This window comes from uncultured Escherichia sp., assembly GCF_948475835.1.
Lineage (GTDB): Bacteria > Pseudomonadota > Gammaproteobacteria > Enterobacterales > Enterobacteriaceae > ECMA0423.
In genome coordinates this window covers 1-16830 of sequence record NZ_CAOLGM010000008.1, presented here as the reverse complement: position 1 = coordinate 16830, position 16830 = coordinate 1, and the positions used below count along the sequence as shown (strand labels likewise).

At 52.3% G+C, this 16830-nt stretch carries 18 protein-coding genes; 12 read left to right on the top strand and 6 right to left on the bottom strand.

Going from position 1 to position 16830, the window contains the following annotated elements; translation table 11 throughout:
• The first annotated feature begins 53 nt into the window (after positions 1–53).
• Genes QZF50_RS03035 through QZF50_RS02990 form a run of 10 tightly spaced genes read left to right on the top strand, consistent with a single transcriptional unit; the run spans position 54 to position 8949 of the window.
• Entirely contained in the window at positions 54–2519 is a 2466-nt protein-coding gene (locus QZF50_RS03035; protein WP_061892579.1) for a phage tail tape measure protein, read from the top strand.
• Complete coding sequence (locus QZF50_RS03030) at positions 2519–3403, top strand: phage tail protein (RefSeq protein WP_061892578.1); 885 nt, start codon at positions 2519–2521, stop codon at positions 3401–3403. Before QZF50_RS03035 ends, QZF50_RS03030 begins: the two co-directional genes overlap by 1 nt.
• Entirely contained in the window at positions 3403–3615 is a 213-nt protein-coding gene (locus QZF50_RS03025) for a tail protein X (RefSeq protein WP_171840578.1), read from the top strand. The genes QZF50_RS03030 and QZF50_RS03025 overlap by 1 nt, the downstream gene beginning before the upstream one ends.
• A complete protein-coding gene (locus tag QZF50_RS03020; RefSeq protein ID WP_061892576.1) occupies positions 3603–4757 on the top strand; it encodes a contractile injection system protein, VgrG/Pvc8 family in 1155 nt (384 codons plus the stop codon). The genes QZF50_RS03025 and QZF50_RS03020 overlap by 13 nt, the downstream gene beginning before the upstream one ends.
• Positions 4754–5266, top strand: coding sequence for a phage baseplate assembly protein V (locus tag QZF50_RS03015; protein ID WP_061892575.1), 513 nt, complete (start codon positions 4754–4756; stop codon positions 5264–5266). Before QZF50_RS03020 ends, QZF50_RS03015 begins: the two co-directional genes overlap by 4 nt.
• A gap of 55 nt (positions 5267–5321) precedes the next feature.
• Positions 5322–5669 (top strand): GPW/gp25 family protein, encoded by a 348-nt coding sequence (locus QZF50_RS03010; protein WP_000859112.1) that lies wholly within the window; start codon positions 5322–5324, stop codon positions 5667–5669.
• The gene (locus tag QZF50_RS03005; RefSeq protein ID WP_061892574.1) at positions 5660–6763 is read left to right on the top strand and encodes a baseplate J/gp47 family protein; all 1104 of its coding nucleotides are present in this window, start codon (positions 5660–5662) and stop codon (positions 6761–6763) included. The genes QZF50_RS03010 and QZF50_RS03005 overlap by 10 nt, the downstream gene beginning before the upstream one ends.
• On the top strand, positions 6756–7337 hold the full coding sequence (locus QZF50_RS03000; protein WP_061892573.1) for a phage tail protein I: 582 nt from the start codon (positions 6756–6758) through the stop codon (positions 7335–7337). The genes QZF50_RS03005 and QZF50_RS03000 overlap by 8 nt, the downstream gene beginning before the upstream one ends.
• Complete coding sequence (locus QZF50_RS02995) at positions 7337–8329, top strand: phage tail protein (RefSeq protein WP_061892572.1); 993 nt, start codon at positions 7337–7339, stop codon at positions 8327–8329. Before QZF50_RS03000 ends, QZF50_RS02995 begins: the two co-directional genes overlap by 1 nt.
• Positions 8329–8949 (top strand): tail fiber assembly protein, encoded by a 621-nt coding sequence (locus tag QZF50_RS02990; protein WP_290377784.1) that lies wholly within the window; start codon positions 8329–8331, stop codon positions 8947–8949. Before QZF50_RS02995 ends, QZF50_RS02990 begins: the two co-directional genes overlap by 1 nt.
• Before the next feature lie 119 nt (positions 8950–9068).
• Here QZF50_RS02990 and QZF50_RS02985 read toward each other — a convergent pair whose 3' ends face one another.
• From QZF50_RS02985 to QZF50_RS02960, 6 genes are read right to left on the bottom strand one after another with little or no spacing between them, the layout of a single operon-like run.
• Positions 9069–9557, bottom strand: coding sequence for a phage tail protein (locus QZF50_RS02985; protein WP_061892406.1), 489 nt, complete (start codon positions 9555–9557; stop codon positions 9069–9071).
• A gap of 12 nt (positions 9558–9569) precedes the next feature.
• On the bottom strand, positions 9570–12371 hold the full coding sequence (locus tag QZF50_RS02980; protein WP_061892407.1) for a phage tail tape measure protein: 2802 nt from the start codon (positions 12369–12371) through the stop codon (positions 9570–9572).
• On the bottom strand, positions 12358–12513 hold the full coding sequence (locus QZF50_RS02975) for a GpE family phage tail protein (RefSeq protein WP_000333495.1): 156 nt from the start codon (positions 12511–12513) through the stop codon (positions 12358–12360). Before QZF50_RS02975 ends, QZF50_RS02980 begins: the two co-directional genes overlap by 14 nt.
• An 8-nt stretch (positions 12514–12521) precedes the next feature.
• On the bottom strand, positions 12522–12887 hold the full coding sequence (locus tag QZF50_RS02970) for a hypothetical protein (RefSeq protein WP_061892408.1): 366 nt from the start codon (positions 12885–12887) through the stop codon (positions 12522–12524).
• 54 nt (positions 12888–12941) lie between these two features.
• Complete coding sequence (locus QZF50_RS02965) at positions 12942–13454, bottom strand: phage major tail tube protein (protein WP_000290450.1); 513 nt, start codon at positions 13452–13454, stop codon at positions 12942–12944.
• Entirely contained in the window at positions 13454–14638 is a 1185-nt protein-coding gene (locus QZF50_RS02960) for a phage tail sheath family protein (protein WP_061892409.1), read from the bottom strand. Before QZF50_RS02960 ends, QZF50_RS02965 begins: the two co-directional genes overlap by 1 nt.
• 157 nt (positions 14639–14795) lie before the next feature.
• On the opposite strand from QZF50_RS02960, the gene QZF50_RS02955 reads away from it, so the two are divergent.
• Positions 14796–15905: a phage late control D family protein gene (locus tag QZF50_RS02955; RefSeq protein WP_061892410.1), complete on the top strand. Its 1110-nt coding sequence runs from the start codon at positions 14796–14798 to the stop codon at positions 15903–15905.
• 126 nt (positions 15906–16031) lie between these two features.
• Positions 16032–16790 (top strand): alpha/beta hydrolase, encoded by a 759-nt coding sequence (locus QZF50_RS02950; RefSeq protein ID WP_061892411.1) that lies wholly within the window; start codon positions 16032–16034, stop codon positions 16788–16790.
• The last annotated feature ends 40 nt before the right edge of the window (positions 16791–16830 follow it).

Here is a 16830-nt window from a genome sequence, read left to right as displayed (position 1 = left end):
ATGGGTTTCAGATACTTCCCTTCCGTTTTTTTTGCTTTCAGAGGATAGCCACCGTGGCCAGTGAATTTTCAGTCGGCGTCATTATTGGCGGCATTGTCGGGAGCAGCTTCCGCTCAGCCGTCAGTGGCACCCGACGCGCCCTTGATTCCCTTGGTGATACCTCCCGCCGTCTGCAGGAACGTCAGAATGCCTTAACCCGGGCAACAGAACGTTATGGTCAGTTGGGTTCTTCCCGGATGCAGCGTCTCAACAGCGAGTTGCTGCGGGTAAGCCGCACCATGGAGCAAATTGAACGTCAGCAGCGCCGTCTGTCAGCAGTATCAGCCACCGATGATGCGTTGAAGGCTAACCGCATGGCGCTCTATGGTCAGGGTGCAGAAACCTATGCTATTGGCAGAACGCTGGGCGCACCGGTCATAGCCTCGGTTAAACAATATGCCTCGTTTGAATCACAGTTGCGGGATATCAGTGTCACAGGAGACCTGGATGCAAAACAGGAACGTGCAATTGGCTTGGCTATCAGACAGGCCGCACTGAAGGTTAACCAACTGCAGGAGTCTCTGTTAGGGGGAGTCGGACAATTAGTTGCTGATGGTATGGCCCCTGAACGGGCAGCAACGTTTGCAGAGATGCTTGGAAAGACCGCTACAGCAACCAAAGCCGATATGACCGACCTTGCCAAAATGACTTATGCCTTCAGCGATGCGCTCAGAATCACCGATGCGAAAGAACTGGAACAGGCGTTTGGTATTGCGGCAACAGGAGCCAAACTTGGGTCATTTGAGCTGAAGGATATGGCAAAAGCATTACCCGGTATGGCTAAAGCCTTCGCTGCTCGTGGCATTTATGGAAAAGATGCAATTACCCAGATTGTTGCCAGTCTGGAGGTCGGTAAAGGTAGTGGCTCTGCAGAGGAAGCGGTCACCAATATGTCCAACTGGCTGGCAGCGATGGGCCGCGGAGATACCATCCAGAAATATGCTAAAGCCGGGGTAGATTACCAGGGGTCAATGCAGAATTACGTCGCTCAGGGTTTTTCGCAGTACGAAGCTTCACTGATGATTGCCAACCGTTTTATCGACAGTAAAGGCAAAGCGTTTTTGCAGCAATGGAAAGTCGCAGGAGCAAGAGGCGATCAGGAAGGTCAGCAGAAACTCATGGAGTCATTTGGTCTGGCTGAGGTCTTTACCGATATTCAGACTGTCAACCATTTACTGTCAATGCGACAGGGCTGGGATAAATACCTTTCCAGTAAGCAGGAAATGAATGCTCCGGCTGCAATGTCTACCCTGGATAAGGATGCTGCAAAGCAGAATGATACGCTTGAAGGTCGCTGGCGCAGAATGCAGATCGGCTTTAATGATTCTGCTATCAGCATCGGGCAATCCTTGCGTCCGGCTTTGCTCCAGTTGGGTGAAACATTTATTCCTTTAATGGACAGCGTTGGCAAATGGATAGCGGCAAATCCGCAGCTCGTCAGCAGCACCATAAAGGTTGTGGGCGCATTACTCGCTTTCAGGATGGCCACTATCGGTCTCAAGCTTGGGCTGAATCTCCTTATTTCCCCCTTTGTAAGCGTCTGGAAAAATGCTGTTTTGCTTCGGGCCAACTGGCTTCGTCTGACGCTTGCACTGGGGGAAGGCGGTAAGCTCCGCTGGCTGGTGACAGGTTTTGGTGCCGTCGCCAGAGGAGCCAGAACACTGGGTAGTGTGCTCTCAGGGGGGCTGGTTCGCGGCATTATGATCGCCGGGCGTGCCGTTCTCTGGATTGGCCGGGCGCTGCTGATGAATCCCATCGGTCTCGCTATCACCGCCGTTGCGGCAGCAGCTTACCTTATCTACCGTAACTGGGGCGCAGTCAGTAGCTGGTTTAAACAGCGCTGGGCTGACATTAAAGAAGCCTTTAACGGCGGTATAGTGGGAATTGGTAAACTGCTGGTTAACTGGTCTCCTGCGGGGCTGCTTTATAAAGCCTTTGCAGCTGCGCTGAAATATCTCGGCGTTGATTTGCCGACGAAGTTCACCGACTTCGGTGGTCATCTTATCGACGGGCTGATAAATGGCATCAGAAACAAATGGGAGTCGCTCAAAACCAGCATAACCGAAATGAGTGACAGCATCAGTGGCTGGTTCAGCGAAAAGCTGGGCATCCATTCACCGAGTCGAGTATTTATGGGATTTGGTGACAATATCGCACAGGGGGCCGCCATTGGCCTGCAACGAACCACTCCGCTTGCAGCTCTGGCCGGGCAGCGTCTGGCCGCTGAAATGACACCGGATGTTCCCCGTATCCCGTCGCCGGAAATTATGACTGCCGGATATTCAGGCCGTGGAGCAACTGCCACTGGCGGTGGAACGTCTGGCAGTATCCAGATCAGCTTTAATCCTCAGTTTTTCCTCAATGGTAAGGAAACCGCAGCGCCTGCCGGGCTGACTGGTGCCCTGAATATGAGCCTGCATGAGCTGGAAAAAATGCTGGAGCGTCTGCTGATTCAGAAACAACGTAAGGAGTACAGCTGATGTTTGCCGTACTGGGTGATATTGAGTTTGAACTGATTACCTACTGGGACGGCTTCGAGGCCACGTTCGGCGTCGATTATGCGGAGCATGCCCGCATCGAGGGTAAACCCGGCCTGCAGTTCGTCGGCGACAGGCTGGACGAAATCCAGATAAGTCTGATCTTCCATCAGCATTATTGTGTGCCCGACGTGGAGCTGGCGAGACTGCGAACAGCCATGAAGGCCCATCAGGCACTGGCGCTGGTTTTCGGCAACGGTGACTATCGCGGCTGGTTCGTGATTACCGATGTGACCGCAACCAGCGAGCAGACAGACAGCACCGGTAACGTGCTGGCTGTCAGTGCCACCGTGTCTCTCCGGGAATACACCGGTGACCCCAAAAATCCTCTGCAACCGCCGGCAATACGCAGGCAGGTTCCCGGAGCCGGGGCCGTATCTGGTGCTGTTCCATCGCCTTCCGGGGTGGCTCAGTTCGTCCGTAACGGTGTCAACTATGCGAAACAGGCGCAGTCTGTACTCCAGACTACCATCAGTGCCGTTCGGGTGGCGCAGAAAATGAAAGGTAACCCCGTTGTCGCGCTGACCCGTGTGCCGGGACTGATGAGCGGACTGGGTAATATATCCGGATCTCTGGGGAAAAGTATTCCGGCATTTAATGCTCTCTCTGAATCCATGCCCGATGCCATCAGTCTGGCCAGAACAGCCAGCGAAGCAGTCATGTGTGTACAGCAGGCGCAGTCGGCGCTGAGTGGTGTGGACAAAAGAAATATTGCAGGTGCTCTGGATACCGTTTCCGGGCAGCTTAACGCTGCCGGCACCGCATTCAACCGCATGTCTCCGGGATTAAGTGCAATGGCCGCCAGAATACTGACGAGGAGTGTGTGATGTTTCTTGAACATATTACCTGTGACGGAGAGCGCTGGGATTCGCTGGCATGGCAGTACTACGGTGACCCGTTGGGCTATCCCCGGATTATTGCCGCCAATCCGCACGTGGCCATTACGCCAGTGCTGCCCTCCGGGTTGTTGTTACTGATCCCGGTTATTGAGGCTGAAGATGCCCGTACAGAAGAGGATATTGCCCCATGGCTGAGATAAAGAGCACTTCGCAAGGCGCATCAGCGTTAACCGGCGTCAGTGATGTGCTGACACCGGTATTCACTCTGTGGTATCTGCAGAAAAACATCACCTCAGATATCGCGCCTTATGTTACCCGTGTGACCTGGAGCGATAACATCAAAAATGAGTCCGATACCATCGAGGTGGAGCTGGACGATACCGATGGTCGCTGGCTGGATAAGTGGTATCCGGGTAAGGGTGATACTCTGACGCTGAAAATGGGCTATCAGGGCGAGAAACTGCTGTCCTGCGGTACATTTTCAATAGACGAGATCGAAGTGAGTTCGCCCGCGTCCGTTGTCGCTATCCGTGGGGTGGCCACCTCGGTTAACAGTGCTCTGCGGACTAAATCCAGCCGTGGTTTTGAGAACACCACGCTGGCGGCTGTTGCGGGGCGGATTGCCAGAAAGCACCGGCTGAAACTGGTGGGCAGCATTGAGTCCATCAAAATCGACCGGGTGACCCAGTATGCTGAAACCGACGTGGGTTTTCTGCGCCGGCTGGCCAGCGAGTATGGTTATGCAGTGAAAGTTGTCAGTGACCAGCTGATTTTTTCTCATCTGGCCACACTGCGCAGTCAGGAGCCGGTCAGGCAGTTAAAACCGCAGGATGTGGCCCGCTTTTCCCTGCGTGACACCATCAACCGGGTCTATAAATCTGCAAAGGTAAAACACCAGAAAAGCAGCAGTAAAAAACTGATCGTCTACGAAGCTGATGGTGGTACCCGTGAAAGCGACAAAAAGCTCAAAGGTGGTAAGGTTACCAGCGCTGACTCACTTAAAGTTAACAGCCGTGTCAGCGACCCGGACAGTGCCCGGATTAAAGCGGATTCAGCACTGGCCAGATATAACGAATACCAGCAGAACGGCTCCCTGACGCTGACGGGAACGCCTCAACTGACAGCAGGCAACAAAATTGAACTGGTGGGCTTTGGACAGTTATCCGGTCCATGGCTGATAATTACTGCCCGCCATGCGTTTGAGCGTAACAGCGGCTACACCACAGAGCTGGAAGTGGCACGGGGGCCAGTCACAAGAGGGAAAAAACAAAAAACTCAGAAACTCACGGTTTATCACCCGGATGGCAGTACATCGACGGTGATTAAGGAGAAGAAAAAATGACTGGTGTCACCCGTCAGGTCGGTACGGTCAGTGCCGTTGATGCAGACAGGGTTCAGGCCCGCGTGCGTCTGCCTGAATGCGATAACCTGCGCACAAACTGGCTTAACGTGCTGCAGCACAATACCCAGGATAATAAGGATTACTGGCTCCCTGACGTGGGGGAACAAGTTGAGGTGTTGCTCGATGCTAACGGCGAGGATGGTGTTATACTGGGCGCGGTGTACTCAGACGTCGATAAACCACCGTTCAGTGATAAAAACGTCCGGGGCACGAAATACGCTGATGGCGCGGAGTTCAGTTATAACCGCGCGACCCATACGCTGACAGTCAAAGGCGGTATTGAGCATGTGGTGATCGAGGTTGCAGTGGATATCAGCCTGAAAGGGAAAACTATTGTTCTGACCGCTGACACCACCACTGTAAATGGCAACCTTGAAATTAACGGCAATGCCCACTCGACAGGCAGTATGTTGTCAGATGGCCAGAACTCTAATCATCACTCGCACTGAAGTTTCTTAAACGCCTTTAATATCGGCGTTCCCTTCCGGGGGCAATACTGCTCCTATGAAAACGACCTCAGTATTCTGGCAACCAGCTCTGCAGGCTCCCGGCGAAATCGTCCGGGGGCTGGATGATATCCGGCAGTCCATCCAGATCATCCTGCGGACTCCCCGCGGCAGCGACCCGCATCGCCCGGAGTTCGGCAGCAATCTGCACCTTTATATCGACTGGCCTGTCGACCGGGCCATTCCGCATGTGGTTCGCGAATCCGTCGATGCCATCAGGCGCTGGGAACCCCGCTGCCAGCTTATGTCGGTTAAACCCGCCGTCGACGGCGAACATCTTACGCTCCGGGTGAGCTGGAAAGGCTCAGACGGACAACCCCGTACTCAGGAACTGCTATGGCGCTGACAGAACCCGATTTTATTGAACGCGATGCCGATAAAATCACGGCAGAAATGATTGCGAAATATGAGGCAGATACCGGAAAAAAGCTGTATCCGGCGCAGGCAGAACGTCTGTTGATCGACCTGTGGGCCTATCGTGAAACCCTGGTCAGGGTGGCGGTACAGGAAGCGGCGAAGCTGAATCTGGTCGCCTTTTCCCGCGAGCCGATGATTGACTACCTCGGTGAACTGGTTGGTGTGTACCGCCTTGCCGCGCAGCCTGCCACCACCACACTTCAGTTTTCCTTGGATGAGGCACTGGCCATTGATGTGCTGATCCCGGCAGGCACCCGTGTCAGCGCTTCCGACAGTGTTATTTTTGCCACCAATACAGATGTGGTGCTGAAGGCCGGATTGCAACTGGTCAATGCCCCGGCCACCTGTACCGAGCCGGGTACCTCTGGCAACGGCTGGCAACCTGCGCAGGTCAGTCAGTTGCTTGATGAGATTGATAATGTTGACCTGCTGGTGACCAATCTGACGGCCAGTTCTGGTGGTTCAGAGCAGGAAGACAATGACCGACTCCGGGAGCGTATCAGGCTGGCCCCGGAGTCCTTCACCAATGCCGGAAGCCGTGGTGCATACCGTTTTCATGCTATGGGCGCGCATCCCAGCATTGTCGACGTCGCCGTGCTATCCCCGGTTCCTGGCACTGTCGAGCTGTATCCGCTGCTCAGTACTGGTCTGCCAGACAGCAGTATCCTCACTCTGGTAGAGAGTTTCTGTTCTGACGAAAAAGTCAGGCCGCTCACTGATACCGTGCGGGCGAAAACACCTGTTCAAGTGGATTACACTATTGAAGCCAGGATTACGATCTATCGTGATCAGGATGCCAACTCGGTAAAGGATAACGCTAACAGTGCCATACAGAACTGGGTGGCTTCTCGTACTGCCACGCTGGGGCGCGATATTGTTCCCAGCCAGATTATCAGTGTGCTGTCCGTTTCCGGGGTGTACCAGGTTGAACTGGTGACACCGACACTACGGGTGCTGGCAGAAAACGAATGGGCAAACTGTACGGCGATCACTCTTAACATGACCGGAGTGTCCGATGACTGAGCCGTTACAACTCCCGCCACCGCTTGAGGGTGATATCAGTCTCAGAACACTGGGAAGACTGGCCGGGCGGCTGGATAACATTGACCTGAGCGTACTGATGGTCTGTCTCGTCGATATCGTCGACAGTTCCGCGCTGCCATGGTTGGGCGAGCAGTTCTCACTGTTCGGTGATGGCTGGGAGCTTGCTGAATCGGACGATGTTCGTCGCATGCTTATCAAATCTGCTATCGAGCTGCACCGCTACAAAGGAACGCCGTGGTCAGTCAGAGAGATTATTCGGCGTTTCGGTTTTGGGGAGGTAGACATAATCGAAGGCCTGGGGGGATTACATTATAACGGCCAAAGACAGTTCAATGGGTATTGCCTTTATGGTGACGAAAGTTCCTGGGCTATATACAGAGTAATATTACAGAGGCCAATAACTAATGACCAGGCAACATTATTACGCCGTGTACTTTCATTTTTTGCCCCCGCGCGATGCCATCTTATTAGCCTTGATTATCAGTCTGTACCCGTTCGTTATAACGCAGAAGCCTGTTATGACAGTAATTATAATTATGGGAGTCATCAGTAATGGCGAAACTAAATGAATCTGCTGTCTGGGAAGACGGCATTTACCAGCTTGAAGTTTCTGATCCAGTTTTGGGTGGTCCAGGGGGGATTGCAAACCGACAGGCTGAACAACTGGCAAACAGAACAGCATATTTAAAAAAGAAAGCTGAACGTCAGGATAAGGGACTGGAGGACCATCAAAAAGCATCTGATCCACATACCCAGTATGCCCACAAAGAATCTCCGGCGTTTAGCGGCACCCCGACTGCACCAACTGCGGATAAAGCGGATAACAGCAATAAGCTGGCCACGACAAAATTTGTAAAAGGGGCAATCGCTGATCTGCAGTCAAAATTAGATAATAACCAGCCCGTTGACTGCTATACAAAAGCCGAATCAGATACCAGGTATCCGGATTCAGGAAGTGTTGCATACCTGACGAAAAGTACAATTCAGCGTTTTCAGGGAAGTATTGAAGTCAGGGATATTTTCAGTATCTACACATTAAATGATGTAAACGGTCTCAGGCTCGAACCGGGACTAAAAAATAACATTGGACTGAAACGCAGGGGAAAATGGACTTATTACAGCTTCCCGGATAAGGATGGGGAACTGGCATTAAAATCTGATTTAACTTCGCTTCTGGACGGTCTGGACATATATCCTGTGGGAGCACCACTTCCCTGGCCATTAGCCACACCGCCATCGGGTTACTTAATCTGTAACGGACAGCGATTTAACCCGTCCACCTACCCCGGGCTGGCTTCTGCCTATCCAGGTGGTGTCCTGCCGGATTTGCGCGGTGAATTTATTCGTGGCTGGGATAATGGTCGTGGTGTGGATACAGGAAGACGCATCCTCAGTCAGCAATTCGGCAATACCCCAGTTATGGATTATGAATATCCAGTAGGCAGTGGTTTTTCGGTAACGATTCGCACTGTAGGAAATGATGAAGGTGCAAATGAAACGCGTCCGCGAAATATCGCTTTTTTATATATCGTGAGGGCTAAATAATGCAAAAATATAACGTCAATATTCAGGAAGGAAAAATTGGTGATAACGGTCTGGCCAGCGTGGCCGGATGGGTTAAATGCTACCTTGCTAATCCTGTAACACGCGAATACATGGGGTCCACCATGGAATATGTCATGTTCGATGTGTCCCTGTCAGAAGGTGCATATCTGGATGAACCTCAGTTACCAGTAAAAGCCAGTCAGGCGGTTCGACGCACGGAAGATGGAACAGCCTGGGAAATTGTCGACGATTATCGTGGGATGGAAGCCTTTAATACACAAACCAGAGAGTCCGTAACCATTAATTTTATTGGTCCGTTGCCCGAAATATTAACAATGCACAAACCCACAAGCGAATTTGACAGATGGGATGGCCATCGCTGGGTGGAGGACAAAGAAGCAGCCAGAAAAGCCAGGATTGATGCTGTCAGAAAACACAAAGCAGCGTTATCAGAAGAAGCGGAAACACGCATCGCTCAGCTTGAGCGAAAAGTTCGTCTGGAACTTGCATCAGATGAAGAAAAAGAACTGCTGAAAGCATGGGAAATCTACACAATAAAACTCGATGATATCAATCCTGAAATAACAACGGATATTAAACTGCCGGAGAAGCCAGAATAATTAATGTTTCCGGCAATCTATCGGATAACCGGATAAAACCAGCCCCGGCAATTCCGACAGTTTCTTTTTATAAAAACTTACCGCTGTGACCAGACTGGTTATCAGCGGTTCACTTCATATCAGAACAGTGCTTTAACTGAACTTGTCGTATTATTCAGGGATGCGGTCACTTTTCCCTTTAGCTCTGACACCATATCGCTGAATGAGGAGGACTGAAGGCGTTCCCGCAGATCTTCGTCGCATCGCTCCAGCGTCAGGGAAAATTCTATTTTCTTCGCTTTCCCGTAGCGATCTAACTCAGAACGGGTCGTATTCGTTTCGGTCAGAACATACATGCCATAAATATGTCCGACACCATCAATCAGAGGCCAGGGTCGCCCTGTATACGCCTGTGTGGTCAGCAGCGACAGTGACACTTCGCCACCTGTAATTTCAGGATAAAGCACGCCGGAAAGAACGATGCGATCATCACCTGCACCGATATACTGCCAGCTTGCAGAACGGTTAACGCGTTCATTTTTCACATGCCGCCAGCTTTTGTTTTGCTGCAACTGCTGATGCGGCAATGTGCGCAACTCAAAAACAAACATACCGTAAATCATCATCATGACCATGAATCCTTAATCTTTATCGTAAAAACGGCCACGTCCGGCACGGTCACGTCGTTCCATTTCTGTCCTGACCATTTCACCGACCAGTTTCGCCAGTTCGCGGGGATTCTGCGTAACAACGTTATGCAGATGAACATGAATTTCACCACCAAATCCGGAGGCAACAGGCTCCCGGTTACGGGGAGGAGCAGGAACAGATGCCACTGGCGATCGTATGGCCTCCGCCACCGGGCGGGAGCTGGCAGCAACAACAGGGACCAGCGCCGGAGGCAGCGGAGCCGGGACCACGGGTGTGATATTGATTGCGGGGGCAGGCTTACTGACCTGCGCAATCTTCCGCTCCTGCCACTCCCCACGAACGGCAAGTGCGCGTGGCAGGTTCTTAAAGACAATATCGCCGGGGCCAATGCGTTTTTTCGTCTCATCAACCAGCTTACCTGTGTTATCAGCAATTTTGCTGAGTCTGCGTTGCGTACCGGTATTGCTGTCTGTGAGCGGTTTGTTGTCTTTGGGTTTATCGCCTCCGGTGCCATTTTCCGCTGGCTTCGGCGGATTGATTTTCGCCAGATCCCCCTGAAGCAAGGCAACCTTATCCTGAAGAATGGCCGCACGCTGTGCGTCTTCGATTTTCTTTCTCGCCCTTTCCGCTTCATCCGGAAGCACACCGAGCTTTTCAAGTATCCACGCCAGCGTATCCAGCAGCATTTTTGCAGGCGTCAGAACAAGCTGTAGCGCACCACCAAGAACGTTACCAAATACCTCGCCAGCACTGGTGCACTTATCCAGTGTTTCCTTGCTGGACTCCATCGGTGACAGCAGCGATTTAAACCAGTTAAACACCTGGCTGATCCCGCTTCCGATTATGTCAAAAACAGGGCCAAACCGTTCAAAGGTTTCACGCAGCGGAGCCAGCTTTTCCATAATTCCGCTGAACACCCCGGCAAAAAATGCCTTAATCGGGTCCCAGTATTTCCAGATGAGAACCGCCGCAGCCACAAGTGCAGCAGCAACCAGACCAACCGGACTGAACAGCGTCCCGAGAGCACCGCCCAGCAAAGAGACGGAACCCGTCACCATTCCCCATAGTGCAGGCAACACCCTGACAACATTCATGGAACTGGTCAGAAGAGAAAAACCAAGACGCAACGTGGCCAGCTTCCCGTAAAGCACCCCAACAACCAGCGATAACGAGCCTACGGTTGCTGTCAATGCCAGCAGCGCACCGCCTGCAATCAGCAACTGGCGCGTCAGTACCGGATGGGCCTGTGCCAGCGCCGTCACCTTTGTGACCACACGCGTGAGCCACTGTGTGACAGAACGCAGCGGCCCATCAATCAGATCACTGATGCGAATACGCAGCCCTTCCCATGCGCTGCCGAGTGATTTCAGGTCGCCGTCAAGGTTGTCGGCCATAACCTTTGCTGTACGCTCTGCCTCACCGCGCGCAGCTTCAAGCTCTTTTCTCAGTTTGGGTAAGGAACCGTTACCCGCCGCATCAACGAGCGCCATAAACGATGTGAAAGCCTCTTCTCCGGCAATGTCCTTAAAGAACGATACCCGGTCAACTTCCCCGTATTTGCGGGTGGCTTTATAAAGGTCGGCCAGCACATTCTCCATCGGGCGCATTTTGCCGTTCGCGTCAGAGACGGCCACACCCAGTTCTTTCAAAGCATCAGCGGTTGCCTTTGGCTGTGTTACCAGACGAGCCAGGCTGGCACGCATTGCCGTCCCGGCATCACTCCCCCTGATCCCCATATTCGCCAGCACACCCGCCATTGCTGCGGCCTGCTCCAGCGATATTCCCAGCTTGCCCGCCACCGGACCTGCATATTTCATGGTTTCACCCAGTGCGCGAAGGTCAGTGTTGGTTCGGGTAAACGCTGCGGTGAGTGTGTCACCGACCCGGTCCATCTGGTCAGCAGAAAGGCCGAACTGCGTCAGGATATTTGAGCCAATATCCGCCGTCTCGCCGAGGTCCATACCGCCAGCCGTTGCCATGTTCAGCACGCCGGGAAGCGCAGCCTGAATGGCTTCTGGTGTGAAGCCAGCCATTGCCAGAAAGCTCTGTCCACTGGCGGCATCGCCTGCGGTGAACTGTGTTTCAGAGCCAAGTTTTAACGCCTGCTCACGCAGCGCCTTAAACTGCGGGCTGTTTTTGTCGATTCGCGTCAGTGCCTGAACGCGGGACATCTCTTTCCCGAACCCGATGGCAGGCTGTAAAAAACGCCCGGCAGCATAGCCGCCAGCCGCTGCCGCGCCAATTGCCAGCGCACCACCCGTTTTCAGTTTTCCCGCTGTTTCCTGCGCGCGCGAATACCGCTCACGCGCCCGTGTTACACGCGCAAGCGCCTGCCGTTCGCGTTCAAGCTGGTTGTTGTATTGTTCGGTGCGTCTGATGGCCTGCTGGATGGTGTTATCGCTACCTGTCAGGGAAATGCCGTGGCGTTTCAGCTCTCCGCCAAGTTCCCGCATTTTCTGAATTTCCCGTGTGCGCGATTCGTTCAGGCGTTCAAGCCGGGTGCTTAACTGCTGCATCAGCTTTTGTTGTTTTTCGCTGAGCACTGTCCCCGAGCGTTGTAACTGTTGAAGGGCGTTAAGCTGGCGTCGTGCTTTCACGATGCCCGCATCCGCTTTACTGACAGCGTCACGGGCGCGCTCAAATGAACGCGCCTGACGCTCAAGATTTTTGATCGCCCCCTGCGTTCGCTGGATGGAGTCACCAAACTGTCCCATCAGACGGCGGGCGCTTTCGACAGGCCGGGTCAGCCTGTCAACGGCGCTGAAAGCGACCCGGATATCAAGAGTCTTCATTGTCTGCATTCCCGCTGCGAAGTGCCGCCCGCTCACGCCAGCTAACCACTTCGCCGGGCGTCATCATGAAGATTTCGGCGGGCGACCAGTTAAAAATAACGGCAATATCTGCCACAAAGTCTTCTATGTGCTCAAAGCACAAAACTGTGATCAGGCTTCCGTCGCCTGTTCGTTCTTCCCGCCAGAGTCCGCACCGCTCAAAAAATTTACGGCAACCACGCATAACTGAATAAAGTCACGGGATGCCATTTTTTTGATCGTCACTTCATCCAGTCGCGGTGATGTCACGCGTGACAGCAGCGTAAACATGGATTCCGCTTTCAGATTCAGCACATCAGACAGCGACAAATCTCGCAGAGATCCAGCCTGCTCAATAGCCCCGGTGATCTCCACAAACGTGATTTTTTCGCCGCCACGCTCAATGGGTTGGGTAAGTTTTACGCCACGCTCACTGGTTTCTTTCACAGTATCAGCAACTACCGTGTTTTCGGTATCGATGTTTTTCGTCTCTTTCATCAGGAAACTCCTTTCAGTCAGAGGCGACGCACTGCGCCGCCTGCATATTACTTATCAGCCAAGCCCAAGTGCGGAACGGATGCGATCGGGCACAATGTCCTTACCGTCCTTCCGGTAAATGAAGTTCAGCAGGTCAATCTCCCACAACGGACGATCGTTAACGCTCAGCTTGTAGTAGGTGTTTTTAATGGCGTAAGTGTGCGACGTGGCTTCGCCCTGCTTGGCTTCCCCCATATCAATTTCCGTCACACGTCCGCGCATTTCGACTTCATACAGGTCGCTTTCTGCATCGGTGTAGTATTCGCCCGCAAAACGCAGCAGCGTGCCGTCAATCGTGCCGCCATACTTAAGGAACAGCTCACGAACTGCGCCCCCCATGACAAAGCTCGCATCAAGCGCGGAGTCGTCCAGACCGAGATCAATACTTACCGCGCCCATCATGCCACCACCCCGGTAGCTGTCGGTTTTGCGCGTCAGTTTAGGCAGGGTGACAGACGTCACCTTACCCACTTCGTTTTCACCATCCACAAACAGCGTAAAAAAGCGAAGATGTTTTGGTACAGCCATCAGGCACCTCCCAGAACCGCAAATGCGGGTCCAAAGAATTCATCAGTAAACGACTGGTAAAGTTCCATGTCTTCCAGTGGAGGAGCTGGCGTATATTTGTAGCGAATACGCACCCGCCCCTGACGTAAATCCGTGGTGCCGTTATCCACCACGTCATACCAGCACGACGCCCCAATCAGTTTCCCGGCAGTAACCAGTGAATCCAGTTTTGCCCTGACGGCACTGATAACATCCTTCACATTCACGGGTGTTAATGGGCTGTCAATGGTTTCAAACTGCGCTTCCGCAATCGTGTCAGCCAGGACCTGTGCGGTACGGGTATACACCTCAAAGATGTAGGCTTTTGTTTCCGGTGTGCGGTTGCCCCAGAAGCGGAACCCGTTGCGACGAATAATGGTCGTGATTTCCTGGTTGTTGAGGCTGTTGGCATCACTGCCTTCGGCCTGCAACGACCAGAACACATGTCTGGACATTCCCAGCACATTTTTAACCGGAACGTTGGACAGCGATTTGTGCCAGCCCTGCTCATGGTCAATGTACGCACGAAGGCCGCACGCATAGGCAGGCGCGGGGAACACTTCGTTTTTGCCACTTTTCGGGTTCCAGGCGATGAAGTCCGGCCATAAGAGCATCACCTCACGTTCGTTGAATTTCTGGCGGTAGGTAATTGCCTCAGCCATCGTGTTACAGCCGTGACATGAGGCATACACAAACGCGCGCAGTTTACCCGCAATCACGCACAGGGATTTTGTTACCGCCTCCGTGTCCAGCTCCGGCGCGGCCAGAATACGCGGACGGTATCCGATGCTTTCCTCCTGCTCTGCAACAAGCAGCGCATACATCCCCGTATAGCTGCCGTCAGATTCAGAACCACCGATAACCAGTTGATCCTGCGTCTTACCGCCCTCTTCTTTGTGTTCAGCCACGCGAACGACGATCACCTTTGTGCTCACCTGGTCTGCGATAGCCTTAAGCGCACGATAAAGCGTCCCCGTTGTTCCGCATTTTCCCAGCACGTCATTGACGCGGGTCAGCAGTGTGGGCTTGTTCAGCGGGAACAGCTTCGCGTCCGCATCATCCGCCGTTGCCACGATACCGATAACACTGGAATCAACATCGTTAATCGCTGTTACCAGGTCGGTATTTTCCGTAACACGGGCACCATGAAAACGAGTTTCACTCATAGCTTCAGCCCCTTGTATCCGTTAAATGATTAGGCAACAATCATCACCCACCACGCGCGTAATCTCACCCCTGCGCCATTCTCCCGCCACGGCGACAACAAAAAGCAGTAACCCCCTCCGCACGCACATGCGACCATGCCGCACAGGGAGGGAACAGATGACCGACACCACCATGCAATTGCTCAGTCAGGGCACAGACCCTGTAAAAATGCCGGATTTTGATATTCTCGCGGAGGGTAAAACGCTGTCAGGCGTGGCAGAGCGCCTGATGAGCCTGTCACTGACCGACAACCGTGGATTTGAGGCGGACCAGCTCACCATCACGCTGGATGATGCGGATGGTCAGTTGCAGCTACCGCCACGGGGCGCGCGCCTGACGGTTCTCATTGGCTGGAAAGGAGAACCGCTGACAGAAAAAGGCACTTACATTGTTGATGAAATCGCTCACGAAGGACCGCCGGACAGGCTGACTGTTTCAGCCAGAAGCGCAGATTTTCGGGATGAATTTAACGTTAAACGTGAGGTGTCCTGGCATGATGTGACCGTTGAGCGTGTGGTATCCGCCATCGCTCATCGGTACGGTCTGAAACCACAAATCAGCGAAATACTGATGGATATTGAAATCGACCACGCCGACCAGACCGAAGAAAGCGACATGTCCTTCCTTACGCGCATGGCGGAAATGCTGGGCGCAATCACCACGGTAAAAAGCGGTAATCTGTTATTCATCATGCCTGGCGGTGGCGTGAACGCACAGGGCCAGCCGTTGCCCTCATTCGCCATCACACGCAGCAGTGGCGATCGCCATCAGTTCCGCATTGCTGACCGCGAAGCGTATACGGGGGTACGCGCTTACTGGCTTGATCTTAATTACGGGAAAAAGAAAAAAGTCAGCGTGAAACGCCGCAAACCGCCAAAACCCAAAAAGGAGAAAAGCAGCAGCCGTGAAGGTGATTATATGGAAGGCGCGGAAGGCAATGTGTTTGTGTTACGCAAGACTTATCAGAACGAGCAGGCAGCAAGACGCGCAGCGGCGGCGAAGTGGCAGCAGCTACAACGCGGAGCCGCATCATTCTCCATCACGCTGGCACGTGGACGAGCAGAACTCTACCCCGAAATGCATGGCACGGTAACAGGATTTAAAAGCGAGATTGATAATCAGGACTGGATTATTGCAAAAGCCGAGCACACCATTGATAACAGTGGTTTTACCACACAGCTTGAGCTTGAAGCAAAAATCCCGGAATGGATAGCAGAAACAGAGTGAACAACCTCGACGTTTTACTTAATATACAATAGCCTTCTGGACACGGTAAGGCAAGAACAAGGGTAAAAGATCCTTTACTGTCAGAGTTACAGGTTATACCTGTAAGCAAAAACAAAGGCATATATTATGTTCAGTTTATTTTCGTTAACTGCCGGAGCAAATGTGCGCTGGCATGATTTACCTGGTAAAGGTATTCCTGTTGTTTTTATTCATGGGCTTGGCTGTTCCTCTTCTTATGAATATCCACGGGTTGTTGCAGATCCTGCATTTGGTGGACAACGAGCGATATTGATAGATCTCCCTGGATATGGATTCAGTGATAAGCCTAAAGGATTCGATTACAGCATATCCCATCAAGCTAAAGTTGTTATTGAAGTAGTAGAAACCTTAAATCTCTCACAGTTCCATATTTATGGTCACAGTATGGGGGGAAGTATTGCGATTGAAGTGGCCAGACAACTACATGAGAGAACAAGAAAGCTTGTGGTTTCTGAGCCTAATTTTCACTCTGGTGGAGGTACCTATAGCCGTAAGATAATAGAGAAACCAGAAGCAGAGTTTATTTCGCATATATATAATGAATTACTGGAGTGTGAAACATCCCCATGGAAAGGTGAACTCCAGAATGCAGCCCCATGGGCAATATGGCGAGGAGCCAAAAGTCTGGTTGATGGAACCACTCCATCATGGAGAGATATATTCCTTAATCTGCCCTGTTCACGTACACTAATTTTTGGCGAACAATCATTGCCAGACAATGATTTCCAGCAAATAAAAGAATCTGGAATATCTGTTGCAATAGTGCCAAACGCTGGACACTCCATGTCATGGGAAAATCCATCAGCACTGGCCTCAATTTTACATACAGAATTTTATAGAAAGTAAAATAACCTATACATAGATATTGTTTCCACCAACATCATAT

Coding starts and splice junctions, on each gene's coding strand:
- QZF50_RS02965 (WP_000290450.1), bottom strand. CDS start 13,454: ATGGCTGTACCAAAACATCTTCGCTTTTTTACGCTGTTTGTGGATGGT.
- QZF50_RS02990 (WP_290377784.1), top strand. CDS start 8,329: ATGCAAAAATATAACGTCAATATTCAGGAAGGAAAAATTGGTGATAAC.
- QZF50_RS02960 (WP_061892409.1), bottom strand. CDS start 14,638: ATGAGTGAAACTCGTTTTCATGGTGCCCGTGTTACGGAAAATACCGAC.
- QZF50_RS03000 (WP_061892573.1), top strand. CDS start 6,756: ATGACTGAGCCGTTACAACTCCCGCCACCGCTTGAGGGTGATATCAGT.
- QZF50_RS02995 (WP_061892572.1), top strand. CDS start 7,337: ATGGCGAAACTAAATGAATCTGCTGTCTGGGAAGACGGCATTTACCAG.
- QZF50_RS02970 (WP_061892408.1), bottom strand. CDS start 12,887: ATGAAAGAGACGAAAAACATCGATACCGAAAACACGGTAGTTGCTGAT.
- QZF50_RS03020 (WP_061892576.1), top strand. CDS start 3,603: ATGGCTGAGATAAAGAGCACTTCGCAAGGCGCATCAGCGTTAACCGGC.
- QZF50_RS03030 (WP_061892578.1), top strand. CDS start 2,519: ATGTTTGCCGTACTGGGTGATATTGAGTTTGAACTGATTACCTACTGG.
- QZF50_RS03010 (WP_000859112.1), top strand. CDS start 5,322: ATGAAAACGACCTCAGTATTCTGGCAACCAGCTCTGCAGGCTCCCGGC.
- QZF50_RS03005 (WP_061892574.1), top strand. CDS start 5,660: ATGGCGCTGACAGAACCCGATTTTATTGAACGCGATGCCGATAAAATC.
- QZF50_RS02950 (WP_061892411.1), top strand. CDS start 16,032: ATGTTCAGTTTATTTTCGTTAACTGCCGGAGCAAATGTGCGCTGGCAT.
- QZF50_RS02980 (WP_061892407.1), bottom strand. CDS start 12,371: ATGAAGACTCTTGATATCCGGGTCGCTTTCAGCGCCGTTGACAGGCTG.
- QZF50_RS03015 (WP_061892575.1), top strand. CDS start 4,754: ATGACTGGTGTCACCCGTCAGGTCGGTACGGTCAGTGCCGTTGATGCA.
- QZF50_RS02955 (WP_061892410.1), top strand. CDS start 14,796: ATGACCGACACCACCATGCAATTGCTCAGTCAGGGCACAGACCCTGTA.
- QZF50_RS02985 (WP_061892406.1), bottom strand. CDS start 9,557: ATGATGATGATTTACGGTATGTTTGTTTTTGAGTTGCGCACATTGCCG.
- QZF50_RS03025 (WP_171840578.1), top strand. CDS start 3,403: ATGTTTCTTGAACATATTACCTGTGACGGAGAGCGCTGGGATTCGCTG.